11 protein-coding genes are annotated in these 14,725 nt (G+C 46.2%); 5 read left to right on the top strand and 6 right to left on the bottom strand.

Annotation, left to right across the window (positions count from 1 at the left end; all coding sequences use genetic code 11):
- Window positions 1-131: 131 nt before the first annotated feature.
- From ACS8FD_RS01930 to ACS8FD_RS01920, 3 genes are all read left to right on the top strand, one after another.
- Window positions 132-1,175 carry an ABC transporter substrate-binding protein gene (locus tag ACS8FD_RS01930; protein WP_439274183.1) on the top strand — a complete coding sequence of 348 codons (1,044 nt, stop codon included), beginning with the start codon at window positions 132-134 and terminating at the stop codon, window positions 1,173-1,175.
- Between the two features lie 237 nt (window positions 1,176-1,412).
- On the top strand, window positions 1,413-2,312 hold the full coding sequence (locus ACS8FD_RS01925; protein WP_439274182.1) for an ABC transporter permease: 900 nt from the start codon (window positions 1,413-1,415) through the stop codon (window positions 2,310-2,312).
- Window positions 2,313-2,353: 41 nt separating this feature from the next.
- A complete protein-coding gene (locus tag ACS8FD_RS01920; RefSeq protein ID WP_439274181.1) occupies window positions 2,354-3,148 on the top strand; it encodes an ABC transporter ATP-binding protein in 795 nt (264 codons plus the stop codon).
- 108 nt (window positions 3,149-3,256) lie between these two features.
- Here ACS8FD_RS01920 and ACS8FD_RS01915 read toward each other — a convergent pair whose 3' ends face one another.
- Window positions 3,257-3,871: a response regulator transcription factor gene (locus ACS8FD_RS01915; RefSeq protein WP_439274180.1), complete on the bottom strand. Its 615-nt coding sequence runs from the start codon at window positions 3,869-3,871 to the stop codon at window positions 3,257-3,259.
- A 77-nt stretch (window positions 3,872-3,948) separates the two neighbouring features.
- A complete protein-coding gene (locus ACS8FD_RS01910; RefSeq protein WP_439274179.1) occupies window positions 3,949-6,090 on the bottom strand; it encodes a PhnD/SsuA/transferrin family substrate-binding protein in 2,142 nt (713 codons plus the stop codon).
- A gap of 294 nt (window positions 6,091-6,384) precedes the next feature.
- Here ACS8FD_RS01910 and ACS8FD_RS01905 point away from each other — a divergent pair, with 294 nt between their 5' ends.
- A complete protein-coding gene (locus tag ACS8FD_RS01905) occupies window positions 6,385-7,761 on the top strand; it encodes a c-type cytochrome (protein ID WP_439274178.1) in 1,377 nt (458 codons plus the stop codon).
- Entirely contained in the window at window positions 7,761-8,687 is a 927-nt protein-coding gene (locus ACS8FD_RS01900; protein ID WP_439274177.1) for a c-type cytochrome, read from the top strand. The genes ACS8FD_RS01905 and ACS8FD_RS01900 overlap by 1 nt, the downstream gene beginning before the upstream one ends.
- Before the next feature lie 118 nt (window positions 8,688-8,805).
- On the opposite strand, the gene ACS8FD_RS01895 is transcribed toward ACS8FD_RS01900, so the two are convergent.
- The 4 genes from ACS8FD_RS01895 to ACS8FD_RS01880 form a co-directional block, all read right to left on the bottom strand.
- Window positions 8,806-9,537, bottom strand: coding sequence for a YidX family protein (locus ACS8FD_RS01895; RefSeq protein ID WP_439274176.1), 732 nt, complete (start codon window positions 9,535-9,537; stop codon window positions 8,806-8,808).
- Window positions 9,538-9,626: 89 nt separating this feature from the next.
- A complete protein-coding gene (locus tag ACS8FD_RS01890; protein ID WP_439274175.1) occupies window positions 9,627-10,535 on the bottom strand; it encodes an SMP-30/gluconolactonase/LRE family protein in 909 nt (302 codons plus the stop codon).
- Window positions 10,536-10,768: 233 nt separating this feature from the next.
- Window positions 10,769-11,929 carry an iron-containing alcohol dehydrogenase gene (locus ACS8FD_RS01885; protein ID WP_439274174.1) on the bottom strand — a complete coding sequence of 387 codons (1,161 nt, stop codon included), beginning with the start codon at window positions 11,927-11,929 and terminating at the stop codon, window positions 10,769-10,771.
- A gap of 98 nt (window positions 11,930-12,027) precedes the next feature.
- Window positions 12,028-14,658 (bottom strand): copper-transporting P-type ATPase, encoded by a 2,631-nt coding sequence (locus ACS8FD_RS01880; protein WP_439274173.1) that lies wholly within the window; start codon window positions 14,656-14,658, stop codon window positions 12,028-12,030.
- Window positions 14,659-14,725 lie beyond the last annotated feature (67 nt).

Raw genomic sequence — 14,725 nt, 5'->3', positions numbered from 1 at the left:
AGAAATAAATTGAAGCATTATTATTAAGCTGAGTATAGGGATTAGTAAAGGATTTGCTAATAACTACCGATTATGACCCTATCTACCTTTACTGGTTGTATGGACACATTTTATCTTTAGGAGTAAGACCTATGTTATATCAGAATCGAGCTAGCCGTTTTAGCTTTACCAAAGCCTTAATGGTAGGCAGTGTTTGTACCGCTATTTTGACCGGCTGTAATCAATCGCCAAACGATGATCCGGACACTATCGATGGTGCGGCTGGTGGTGAAGTCGCCACCGAGATGAAAGAGGTCTCTATTACCGCTATTGTTGAACATCCTGCGCTAGATGATGTACGTAAAGGCGTAGTTGATGAGCTGGCCGAGCAAGGTTTTAATGACGGTGAAAACTTGACGCTAAACTTCCAAAGCGCGCAAGGTAATACCGCAACTGCTGGCCAGATTGCCAAGCAGTTCGTCGCTGATGAAGCCGATGTCATTGTCGCAATCGGCACCCCGTCAGCGCAGTCGGTAGCAGCAGCGACTAGCACTATTCCGCTGGTGTTCTCTGCGGTGACGGATCCTGTAGAAGCAAAGCTCGTCTCCAAACTTGATGGCTCAGGTACGAACGTCACCGGCGGCTCTGATGCGCTTCCTTATGAGCCGCAAATTGAGCTAATGCGCCAAATAATTCCAAGCCTAAAGAACGTCGGCTATGTCTATAGTCCAGGTGAAGTCAACTCGACTATCACCCTAAAAAATCTCAAAGAAAAGCTCTCGCCAATGGGCATTAATGTCCTAGAAGCGCCTGCAGCGCGCAGTAATGATATTGCTATGGCGGCGCGCAGCCTTGAAGGTAAGGTCGATATGATCTATACCTCAACGGATAACAATGTCGTCTCAGCTTATGAAGCGCTATATCAAGTCGCTAAAGAAAGTAAGATTCCATTAATTGCCTCTGATACCAGCTCCGTTGAACGCGGTGCTATCGCTGCCTTAGGTGTGGATTACTACAGCTTGGGCCGTGAAACGGGTAAAATCGTCGCGCGTATCTTAAATGGTGAAAATCCTGGCGCTATTCCGGTTTATACGCCGCAAAACTTAAACCTTTATGTCAGCCCAAAAAATGCTGAAGAGCAAGGCATTACTTTGCCGCAAGCGGTTATCGATGACGCGGAAGAAGTGGTAGAATAAGCTTATTTTGCTGCTCGCTAAGCATAGAGACAGCCCAGCTATCCCTTTATAGACTGGGCTTGTTTTTGATACTGTCTATTTTTGATATTGTCTATAAAACTATACAATAAAAGCCTGTTATCTCTTAGCGAATACACGCTTTGGTTCACCCTAATCGCAGATTGCATAATCTGTTTAACCCACCGCTTAGTCGCTACTGAATTCAGGTAGCACTTGGTTATGACTTACTGATTACTTATGTCTTTAATTGCTTTTTTTGGTGCGCTTGAGAGTGGTCTCATCTATGGTCTGGTCGCCCTCGGCGTCTTAATATCCTTTAGAACCTTAGACTTTCCTGACTTGACCGCTGATGGTAGCTTTCCTTTAGGCGGCGCGGTTGCTGGCGTATCCATCGTTGCAGGTATCAACCCTTGGCTCGCTTGCGCCTTTGGTATGCTCGCAGGTTCAGTTGCAGGTGTAGTCACTGCTTGGTTACATGTCAAGCTTGGCATTTTACAGCTACTTGCGAGTATCCTAGTGATGGTGGCGCTGTATTCTGTTAACCTGCGTATTATGGGCGCGCCTAACCTGCCACTCTTAGGTGAGACTACTGTCTTTAGCTCACTGGTCACGAACGATAATGGCTTTTGGATGCGCTGCTTAATTATCGGTGTCGTGGTGATACTAGCCAAGCTATTTTTGGACTGGTTTTATAGCACTGAGTCTGGTCTATCGATGCGTGCGACAGGGTCTAACTTGCGGATGGCACAAGCTCAAGGTATCAATACCTCATGGATGACTATCATCGGTATGGCGATCTCTAACGGCTTGATTGCTTTAGCTGGGGCGTTATTTGTGCAAACGCAGGGCGGCGCGGATATCTCTATCGGTATCGGTACCATCGTCATCGGTTTGGCAGCAGTAATCATCGGTGAGACCATTATTCCCGCTAAGCGTATTTGGCTCATTACTTTAGCTGTCATTATCGGCGCGGTACTCTATAAGCTCTTTATTCAAGTGGCCTTATCGAGCGACACCTTACGCAGTATAGGTTTTGGCCCGCAAGATCTGAATTTGATCACAGCACTGCTAGTCGTTTTAGCGCTAGTACTACCTAAAGCAAAAACCAAGTTTTTATCGCGTAGAGTCAGAGCTTAAAGCGAGCAGACTATAAACCTAGCAATATAGGCAATCACGTTATGATGCAAGCCAATGATTTACGTCTGACCTTCAATCCAGGCACTCCTATTGAAAACCCTGCTCTTCGCGGGATCAATCTCAATATCGCAGATGGCGAGTTTGTGACGGTCATCGGTACCAATGGCGCGGGCAAATCGACCTTTTTGAATGCGGTCAGTGGTACGACTCGGGTCGATAGTGGTTCGATTTTACTTAACGGTATCGATGTCACCAAGAAGTCAGCACATCAGCGCGCGCACTGGGTAGCACGAGTATTCCAAGACCCGATGGCGGGCACTTGTGAAGCGCTGACTATCGAGGAGAACATGGCTTTAGCTTTTAAGCGCGGTGGTAAGCGCGGCTTAAGCTTCGCTTTGAATCACAATAATCGCGAGCTGTTTAGAGAAAAGCTATCGGTGTTGAAATTAGGGCTTGAGAATCGACTCACTGACCGTATGGGGCTATTATCAGGGGGTCAACGCCAAGCGGTCAGCTTGCTTATGGCCTCCTTGCAGCCTTCTAAAATCCTGCTACTCGATGAGCATACCGCGGCGCTCGATCCAAAAACCGCTGCTTTCGTATTAGAGCTGACCGACAAAATCGTCACGGATAATAATCTGACCACCATGATGGTCACCCACTCTATGCAACAAGCCCTTGCTCATGGCACGCGTACAGTCATGCTGCATCAAGGACAAGTGGTATTAGATGTCGCAGGCGAAAAGCGTCAAGGTATGACGGTACATGATTTACTCGATATGTTTGAGCGCACCCGCGGTGAAAAGATTGATGATGATAGTCTGATTTTGAGTTAACTGCTGGTTTGAGTTAATTATTTTATGGGTGTTAAACCTATAAACGTCTACTTAATAGTAGGCGTTTTTGTCTATTAGCCTTGACGCTTTAACTGCTTTTTAATCTAGTTAATTTTTTAATAAAGCCAATTTTTGAATGAGTTCACTAATATGCTGAGCCTGCATCTTTTTCATAACTTGCGAGCGATGTACCTCTACGGTACGCATTGACACCTCTAAATGATCGGCTATAACTTTATTTAGCTTACCCTGCATCAGCTTACTAGCGACTTCTTTCTCTTTATCAGTGAGCTGCTCATACAACTTAGCAATATCATGAAGTTTGGCGCGCTTACTAGTCAGCTGCTTAGCGGAGCGCATAGCTTCTTGTAAGCGCTGACTACTAATGGGCTTTTCTAGATAATCTACCGCTCCTTGTTTTAGCATCTTAACCGCATCGCTAATCTCACCATTTCCGGTCAAAGCAATCAGCGCTATTGGACTATTATGCTCATTTAGATGAGCTTGCAGCGCTTGCCCTGTCATATGAGGTAAATTCAAATCACTAATTACCACCGCAGGGCTATAAATATCCACTGCCGCCAAAAAATCTACGGCGCTAGCCCAAGTTTGGCTCGATAAGCCCAAACTACTGAGTAAAAATTCACAGGAGGTACGCACGCTCTCTTCATCATCAATGATATGGATGAGCAGTGGTTCAGTATTTATCTTGGCACAAGTCATAGGCTACCTTGCTATACCTTTTTATTATTAAATAGTTGTCTGAATCGCGCAGTCTCCTTTTATCTCTTTTATTATAGCTAGTTTTTATTTAACTTATCATCCGCTAAATGCAAAGGTAGGTAGAGAGTGACTTTTGCGCCTACTTTTTCCTTAAAAGGATAATAGCTTTGGGTTTGGATAAGCTGGTTTTTACTATCAAGCGTATGCTTAAGCCTTAATTGATAGCTCATGGACACATCCTTTATGATAGCAAGCTCTTCTTGCACCTCAATATTACTCAGCTGCATCATGCCATCTAATGACTTGCACAAGCGCTGACAAATCATCAACCCTAAGCCCAAACCCTCAAGCTTAGTGGAGGTCTCACTGTATTTAGGCCCATTAGCTAAAGCGGCTTGATTAGCACTCAAACGCCTCTGATCAAACCCTCCAGCATCATCTATAACGCTTATCGCTAACCAGTCTTTACCTTGATACTGCTCTTGGCTACAGCGCAAGATAATATGCTGCGCGCCTTGCTGCTGCGCGTTGAGTATGGCGTTAATGAGCAGCTGATCGAGCAGCAGATTAGGCAGTTGCAGCGTTTGATAATCAGAAGCTAGCCAAAAGCTAATGTCGACCGCGCGCTCCCCCATAAAGTAAATACACTGCTTATAAGTCGCCGCAATATCAACGCTGATTTCATCCGCTGCTGGACGCCCAGCCCAGCGCCTGATGTTATTAATGACAGCCGCTACTCGCTGAGTCTCATTGACAATTTGCTTGAGGGCTTTTTGGGTCGTTCGCTTATCTAGTCGTTGTTTATCAGTACTATCTTCATGATTATTATCGCCACCCTGCACTGGATTTTCACTACGAATGAGTAAGCCCTGCGCATAGTTTTGAATAGTGGCTAGCGGCTGATTGATCTCATGGGCAATCGCTCCACTCATTTCTCCGATTACCGCAAAACGCTCAGAATGACGCAGCTGCTGATCATAATCACGAATAAGACGGTTTTGAATCAATAACTGCTGTTGCCGACGCCATGCCAGCCAACTCATCCAAGCATAATTAATAGTCGATACCAGTATGATCAGCACGATGATACTCATCCACCAGCGATGCGATTGTATCCACTCAATAATATAGCTGCCTAGCGTTTTTTGGGCGGGATGTTCATTCATCTCATATAAGATACGCTCGGCATCAACGCTTGATTCAGGGGATAACCAACTTAGTGATGGATTAGAGCGGTCATTAGCCGGTTCTGAAAATAACTGCGGACTGATCTGGTTGATAAGAGCCGTTGGCGCTTGATCAGTCGCCGCTAGCGTCCAGTTGGGATAGATTTTGGTTGATGACTGACAACTTGAGTCAGTAGTTAGCGGATGAAGAAGCCGAAACTGAGCTTGATCAAGCTTACCTTGACTTGCCATCTCCTCCATCAGGCACAAAGGAGCTATGGCGGCATCTACCGCGCCACTGGCGAGCGTACTCAAAGTCAACTCAATAGGATAACCGACGAACTGCGTTTGATAATCGCTCGGAGTTAGCGAGTTTTGTTTTAGTAGGTGGGCGATCAGTAGATAACCGCCAAAAGCATCAGGGGCCACGGCGACTATTTTGCGCCGCTCCAAATCACGTAGCTGCTGAATATCGCTGTCTTTATTCACCCACAGCGCACTAGCAATCTGCTCCATAGCACTTGGCTGACTGATGGCATTATTCGCTTTTTGTTGCTCTAACAGCGCAAGATCATTTTTGAGCTGCTTATATAACTTGTATTGCGCGGCAGTTTGAAAGTCAGATTGATTGATATCTGAGATCTGAAACTCACTAGGCTTAGCAGTGGTGACATTACTTTGGAAAGTCGCTAGCCAGCGCCAGCCCGCGGTATCCATTTTAATGACTTGTATCTGCGGTCCTAATACCAATGCAAACTGTTTGGCCTCTATCTGTTGTTGCCAATTCTCCAGCGCTAACGGTACTAATACAATAGTGTCCTGTTGCAAAGTGTTATTTAGCTCATCCAACCATGGTTGCCAACGCTGCTGAGCTACTGCCTCACCCTGCGGAGCAAGAACACCCAAATAATAAGTCTGAGCCTGAGTATTTTGCGCCGTCAATATGAGCAGTAAGGCAACAGCGTAAGCTAAAAGCAACTTTTGCCGTAGCGCTTTTGTCAGCACCGCTATTGAGTCATTAATGGGCAAGATAGCACTTATCAAGGTCTGCACTCTCTTATATAGCCAATGAACATCACTGTTATCCTCTCGAAGCTTTCACTCTCTTAAAGCAGTGAATGAAGTATAGCTTATCGCGTAGCTTAAATTATAACCTTATAAACAATGTGGTTTTCCACAATATCGTAAGGTTATGGCTTCCCCTATACTTAATAGTAAGCTTGTAACTTGTTAAAACAGCAAGCCATTGTTTATAAAAATATTAAGCGGCATGTCGATTTATTCTAGAGCATCCGTAACCGACTTAGTAACCCTATTATGGAGGATAAGCTTATGAGAAGTGGGCTTATGAGAAAATGGCCAGTGATTATCCTTATCGCAGCTATCATTGGATTGGCGCTGGCCTTTATTATCGGTCAGTTATTGCCTAGTCTGCGTACTAGTGATAGCAATCTTGAGATCAATATCACTGATCCTGCCTTAATTAAAAAAGGCGAATATGTGGCGCGCACCGGTGACTGTGTCGCCTGCCATACTACTTTGGGCGGTGAGACTTATGCAGGCGGACTACCGATGTTGACGCCACTTGGAGCGATTTACTCAACCAACATTACCCCTGATAAAGAGACGGGTATTGGTAATTATAGCTTTAGTGATTTTAAAAACGCAGTCAAGCATGGCGTGGCTCCAGGTAATAAGGCGCTATATCCAGCAATGCCCTACCCGTCTTATCAAATCATGCCTGATGAGGACATGGCAGCGATGTATGCCTACTTTATGTCTGACGTCAAAGCGGTCAAGCAAGCCAATATAAAAAGCGAGCTACCACCCGTAGCCAATTGGCGTTGGCCGCTGGCGTATTGGCAAGCTTTATTTGCACCCAAGCGTGAGTTTGTTCCCGAAACCGATAATGCCGTGCTTGCCCGCGGTCAGTACCTTGTTGAGGGACCAGGGCACTGCGGCTCTTGTCATACCGAGCGCGGGATTGGCTATCAAGAGGTTGCGCTGACTAACGCGGATTCTGAGGAGTATCTAAGCGGCGCGGTCATTGATGGCTGGCGCGCGAAAAGTATTCGCGGGGAGCATCGCGGTCTTGGCACTTGGAACGTCGCTGAGCTCAATGACTTCTTTAAAACCGGTCGTACCGACACCACCGCAGCTTTTGGTGCGATGGCGGAAGTAGTTGAGCATAGTACGCAATACATGACCGAGGACGATATCAACGCCATGTCCTCTTATCTCAAAACCTTGTCTCCTGCACCCAATAAAGAAGTGACGCTACCCGTCAAAAAAGACGTCACCACTGAAAAATTACTAGCCGGTAACTACGACTCACGCGGCGCGCTACTCTATGTTGAGTATTGCACCGTCTGCCACCGCGCTGATGGCAAAGGGGTTCCGCGTATCTTCCCAGCTCTCGATGGTAATAGCGCGGTCTATGCCAAAAATGCTGACTCAGTGCTACAGATCACTCTAGGCGGCGGACGTATGCCAAAAACTCCGCATGATCGCATGGCTTTTACTATGCCTGAATTCACGAACTTATCTGACGCTGATGTCGCCGAAGTAGTCAACTACGTGCGTAATAGCTGGACTAACCAAGCACCAGAGATCACCGTCGATGATGTGGTAAAAATGCGTGCCTTCTTAGCCAAAAAACCGCAAACGGGTACTGACATCGCCCCTGATCTCAACCTTGATGCGACAGCAAAAGGAGCAGAATAATGACTATAATCTCATCTAAAATCATCCTCAATCCCGCTATTGCTGTCCTGACTACAGCTCTGTTTACTATTAGTATCACTAGCTGTAGTCAACCTGAACCCGTTGATCTAAATGCAGCAGAGTATAAGCTAGTCACCGCTGATGATGCCAACGAAGATATCGGTACCTATGTCATGCCGCAAGATACTGCAATTTTGGATGAACCTAACGCCGATGAAATATTCTATGGTAAGCGCTTATTAAACGAGACCAAACGGCTACTACCTGAGCATGTTGGCGCAGAAATGAACTGCAATAGCTGCCATATCGCCCAAGGTAAAATTCCATTAGGCGATCCGTACATCAACAGCTATAACACTTATCCGAAGGTCATGCCGCGAGCAGGTATTGAAGTAGACATGGAAGCTCGCATTAATGGCTGCTTTAAGCGCTCGATGAACGGTAAACCGCTCGATCGTGAGTCGCCTGAGATGCTTGCGATGATCGCTTATATGAAGTGGCTCGCACAAAATACACCTAAGGATCAAAAAGTCGATATTAATAATGCTGGTAAAGTGGATACTACTTTAGTGGGTGATCCCGTAAAAGGTGAAAAGATTTACTATGCCCAGTGTGCGACCTGCCATGGTGACAATGGCGAGGGCATCAAAGACAGTCGCGGTGATATCGTCTTTCCGCCGCTATGGGGTGAGGAATCCTTTAATATTGGCGCGGGTATGGCACGCACTTACAAGGCCGCGGCTTTTGTAAAGTACAATATGCCGATGGGCATTCAAACCCAAGGGCTTTGGGGTCATGGTAATGTGCTCTCCGATCAAGATGCCGTCGATGTGGCAGAGTTCTTTACGCATAAGCCGCGCCCTGATTTTGCTGGTAAGGTTAATGATTGGCCTAGTGGCAAAAAACCTAAAGATGCGCGTTATTAAGAGTAGATAACTTAAGTTAACACTCTCACAAAATAAAACCTCAAGCGCTAACTGCTCTTGAGGTTTTTCAATTTAAGGATGATAATCGCTTTAAAAGCTGACGTAATAAACTATTAATCTATAAACTATCTAAAATCTGAATAGGTAAAGTCACCACATCAAACGCTAAAGCGAAAGGCAGCAGTACTAACTTGCCAGCCGTACTAGTGCCGCCACTCGTGGTTCGGGTTTGCTCACTTTGACCATAAAAAGTCACGGTATAAGGCTTGCTCAGCGGACGATACTTGGACTGGATCATGCTGATATTGCTCACTTGCGGATAGATAGCGCCTTTAACAGGGACAGTGAAACAAAAGCGCTGAGCATTGATACGCATATCACTGGCTGAGCTACACTCCGTACCGCCGTTTTGTAAAAAGAATTGATAATCGCTACGATCGAACTCATCTTTTAGTTTGGCATAAGACAGCTTCATTTGTCCTTGAAAGTAGCCATCACTATTCGGCACGTTAAAGCTCATATCGTTTTCGACTTGGATATTTTTGGCGGTTAGATTAGTCAGCAGCTTGATCATCTCCGTGCCGCCTTGGCTGAGCACATAGCTGTTTTTATTACCAACAATCACCATAGTGGCCATGGGCATTTGCGGCAGGGTCATAGCGGGTCGACCAAAAGCGATAATCTGATCTTGCGACAGTATGCTTTTGACAGAGCTTGTGGTAGTGACCCTATTGTCGTCTAGCAGTGAGCTAGTGGCGCAGCCCGAGCTGGCTAATAGTGCTAGTAATGATGCGCTTATCAAGACTGTTTTGATTGCTGAATGGCTTAGTGAGCTAATGTCTTTACTCATTCTCGGCTTCCTTGTCTATGGTATTGCAAACTACTGTAGAGTTCCAAAAAAAATTGCGCTGAAAATAATCATAGCAATACTAATAGTGTTTATGGCGTACCTGCATGATCTACGTTGACTTGCGTTGCCAGCATACGGGCCTTGGTTTCAGCCTTACGTGAGCCTTCATCCCAGTCTGGAGCCGCGCACATAAACAGCGTTTTGCCGTCTTTACCACCCAGCGCTACCGCAAACACGCCTTCAGATGGCGTGTTTACCGTCTCTAATACCTCACCGCCCTCAGCGATACGCAATGCTTGCTGATTTAAGGTATTGGCAATCCAAACCGCGCCTTCGCTATCTAAGGCTAGGCCATCAGGCAGAATCTTGGCACTACCGATACGAGTCATCAAATCAGGCTCATCGCCAAGCTCACCGTAGTTAGCAAAATCGCGTCTATCACCAAGCGTACCGTCATCTAAGATAGCAAATTGCGATATTCTATTACCAAATAGCTCGTTGACGATTAAGGTTTTGTTATCGGGCGAGATGACCATACCATTGGCAAAGGCTAAGCCCTCTGCCACTACCTGCGAGCTACCGTCAGGCTTGACTAGCACAAGTCCAGCCGCTTTATAATCCTCGCCGCCCATCAAGTCGAAGCCGAAGTTACCGACATAAGCATTACCATTATTAGCGACAACCATGTCATTGGCATGACCACCACAATGATCTGAGATATCGGCGTGAACCACTAGCTCGCCATCGTCCTCAAGACGCATAACCTTACGATCTTTCATCGACACCACAAGCATGCGCCCATCGGGCAACCAGCCTAAACCTGATGGCTGCTGTGGTACTTCTACTACCTTTTCGGCAGTACCTTGTTCGTTGACGCGATACACGCCTTGGGTATAAAAATCAACGAACCATAAGGCGTCTTTGTACCAGCGCGGCCCTTCTAAATAATGAAAACCATCGACCACGACTTCTAGATGTTGTGTTGTATTATCTAACATAATGATTATCCTTAAATGTTGTTTGACTTCCTTGTCATAAAGGGCGTAGTTTGAACTTTATTAATATGCTATATAATTGATTTACACTGAAAGTGTGATAGCGATACTGAGATGAATTGGGATGAATTTTGCGCAGCCTTTGTTGGCGTAGGCACAGCACGCCAGTCAGACTTACAACAGTAGCGCGTCTAAATTTACAACCATTTTATTTTCAATTGACTATATTTAGATTACTACAGTACCTCCTTATACATAGCCCTCACCTCTTCTAGACTGATATCTTTGGGATTCGTTGCGATAAGGCGCGCGTAAGTATTGACGACAATATCCGCTAGCGCAGGAATATCGTTCTCAGTAATATCAAGCGCACTCAGTCGATATTTAAGACCACTGGCCTGTAAGAAGCTTTTTAGCTGCGCGATAAAGGCTGTAGCGGCCTCTAAATCAGTCATAGCAAGAGCTTCTGGTATGACTGTCCGCGCAAGCTCTGCATAATGCGGCGCGGCCTCTGGTAGATTAAAGCTGAATACCGGACACATCACTAACGCATTGCCATGCCCATGCGGGATATGAAAATTAATACTTAAAGGATAAGACAAACCATGCACCGCAGCTACTGAGGAATTGACAAAAGCTATTCCTGCTAACGTCGAGCCTAATAGCATCTCAGCGCGAGCCTCAAGGTCATCGCCTTGATTGAGAACCTGCTCGAAGTTCTGCCAAAGCATTTTTAAACCTTGCAGCGCTAAGGCATCGGAGATAGCATTCTTTTTCGTGCGGCTCGTATAAGCCTCGATGCAGTGCACCATAGCATCAAGCGCGGTGGCGGCAGTGATATGACGAGGTAATTTCAAGGTTAAGGTGGCGTCAAGAATAGCGACGTCAGGTAGGATTTTGGGCGTATAAATAGCCTTTTTGCTACCGTCTTCTGCGGTAATGACTGAGACAAAAGTAGACTCAGCGCCCGTACCTGCTGTGGTTGGAATTGCAAATAACGGTAATTTTTTGAAGGTACTTAGATCAGCATCTAAGATATCGTTGATAGAGTCAAAGTCATTAGGATATAAAGCGACGATTTTGGCAGTATCGATAGAGCTACCACCGCCGAGGCCAATGACTAAGTCGCACTGATACGCTCTTGCCATCTCGATAGCTTGATTGACTACGGCAATCGGTGGATCAGCAACCACATCATCAAATACAGTTACTTTGACACCTGAATCTTGTAGCGATTGCCGAGCGATATCAACATAACCAAGCTCTGTGATACCTGCATCGGTAATAATAACCGCTGAGGTGGCAGCGTATTGTTTTGCCAAAGCGCCTAATTTCTGGCGCATACTACCCGCTTCACTGATAATATGACCATTGCTATAAAACTCAATCCCTGTCATAGCTCTTCCTTGATTTTCTGGTATCAGTCTTATTAAGACCTTCTTTTTATACCATATCTATCCTTTCATTATCTTCATTAATTGTAGTCAATCAACACTTACAACTGTAGTCGGCGCAGTCTCAACGCATTGGCAATCACCGATACCGAAGATAAGCTCATCGCCGCCGCTGCAATCATTGGGCTCAGCAGTAGCCCAAACGCAGGATAAAGCACGCCGGCGGCAATCGGTACGCCAATAGCATTATAGATGAAAGCAAAAAACAAGTTCTGTCTAATGTTACTCATGGTCGAGCGGCTCAGCTTATGAGCTTTAGCAATACCCATCAAGTCGCCTTTTAACAAGGTAACTCCAGCGCTCTCCATCGCCACATCAGTTCCTGTACCCATCGCGATACCGACATCGGCTTGCGCTAAGGCAGGAGCATCATTGATACCGTCGCCTGCCATCGCGACCAACTTACCGCTATCTTGCATCTCTTTGACGATGCGGTTTTTATCCTCGGGCGAGACATCGGCATGGACGTCATCGATACCAAGTTTACTCGCGACGGCTTGCGCGGTTTTTTGATTATCACCGGTTAGCATGATGACTTTCAGCCCAGCTTCGTGCAGTAATCCTATAGCTTCCTTAGTGCTCGGCTTGATAGGATCAGCTACTGAGATAATACCAGCCGCTTTGCCATCTATAGCGACAAACATCACCGTTTCACCCTCCTTCCTACGGACGTCGGCCCTACCTGATAAATCCTGATCGAAGCTATTTAGACTCTCCATAAGTTTTGAGTTACCAATAGCGACGGCTTTGCCATTAACGACAGCTTCTACGCCCTCGCCTGTGGTTGAATTAAAGTCATGGGCTTTGGGGATAGTAAGCGATTTATCTTTTGCCGCTCTGACGATAGCTTCTGCTAAAGGATGTTCACTGGCGCTCTCGACTGCGGCGATTAATGCCAAAAACTCATCTTCATCCTGACCTGCTAGCGCATCAATCGCCGTCAGCTCAGGACGACCTGCCGTTAGCGTGCCGGTTTTATCGACAACGATGGTATCGACTTTTTCCATGGTTTCCAGTGCTTCAGCGTTTTTAATCAATACGCCACTTTGTGCGCCTTTACCCGTACCGACCATGATAGACATCGGTGTAGCCAAACCGAGCGCGCAAGGACAAGCAATAATGAGTACCGCAATCGCATTTACCATCGCATAAGCCATCGCAGGCTCAGGGCCGAATAGTGCCCAAACAATAAAGGTAATAATTGAGCTGACGATAACAATAGGCACAAACCAGCCTGCTACTTGATCGACCAAACGCTGAATAGGCGCGCGGCTACGCTGGGCATCGCTTACCATTTGCACGATTTTGGATAGTACTGAATCTTCGCCGACATTGACTGCTTCAACCAGTAACGTACCCGTACCATTTACCGTACCGCCAGTGACGTTGTCGCCCTGCTCTTTAGTTACTGGAATCGGCTCTCCTGTGACCATAGATTCATCGACGCTACTACTGCCCTCGATAACGGTACCATCGACAGGCAGTTTTTCACCGGGTCTAACACGTAGCTTATCTCCAGTAACGACTTCATCAAGCGAAACCTCAATCTCTTCTGTATTGTCATTGACGCGCCTTGCCGTAGGCGGTGCCAGCTCGAGCAAAGCCCGAATCGCGCCTGAGGTTTGGCTTCTGGCTTTGAGCTCTAACACTTGACCGAGCAAGACTAAGGTTGTGATAACAGCGGCGGCTTCGTAATAAACACCAACTTGACCTGAGGGTCCTCGAAAGCTATCGGGAAAGATGTCGGGGAAGAAAGTGGCGACAATACTAAAGCCGTAAGCTGCGCCCACACCTAAAGAGATTAGGGTAAACATATTGAGATTGCGGCTCTGAATCGACTGCCAACCACGGACGAAAAATGGTGCCGCGCCCCAAACCACTACCGGAGTCGCTAGCACCAATTGAATAATTTGACCCAGTTGCCCAGAAATATCAAATGAGCCAATCTGATCTAGATTTATGCCGACCATATCGCTCATAGCATAGATAAATAGCGGCAAGGTCAACAGCGTACAAATCCAGAAGCGACGCGTCATATCGTCAAGCTCTTCGGTATCTTCCTCGCCGATAGTAATCGTTTCTGGCTCTAACGCCATACCGCATATCGGGCAGCCGCTATTTCTGACATCTCTAACCTCGGGGTGCATCGGACAGGTATAAATCGTACCATCATAATCGGCGGGCACTTTATCGTATTTGCCACCTTTGACAGATTTTATGTCACCGCTGTCGCTACCTTTACCATGACAGTTGGCGTGACTATCATCATTGCTGTTGGATTCAGCAACTTCATCTTCAGGTTTAAGGAACATACCGCATATCGGGCAATCGCTTTTTTCAACATCTCTGACCTCAGGATGCATCGGGCAGATATAGACCGTACCCGTATAGTTTTCAGGCACTTTGTCATATTTAGCACCTTTAGTGGATTTTACGTCGTTGCTATCAGCATCCGCTTTGCGACCGTACGCATGCTCTTTTGTATGACTATGTTCATTACTATCTGAATTAGCAATCTCATCTTCGGGCTTAAGCGCCATGCCACATATCGGACAGCTACTATCTTCGATATCTCTAACCTCAGGATGCATAGGACAGGAATAGATGGTTCCGTTATAATCTTTTGGCACTTTATTGTCTCTAATAAACTTAGTGTCGTTGACCTGTTGCATAAAACTACTCCTTGAGGGCAGTGAGCATTGGTAATAAATAGAGCCTTAACTGCTTCTCAATCCATAT

This window comes from Psychrobacter sp. 1U2 (assembly GCF_051847575.1).
The sequence above is the reverse complement of the archived record's forward strand: the minus strand, read 5'-3'. Positions and strand labels throughout refer to the sequence as shown.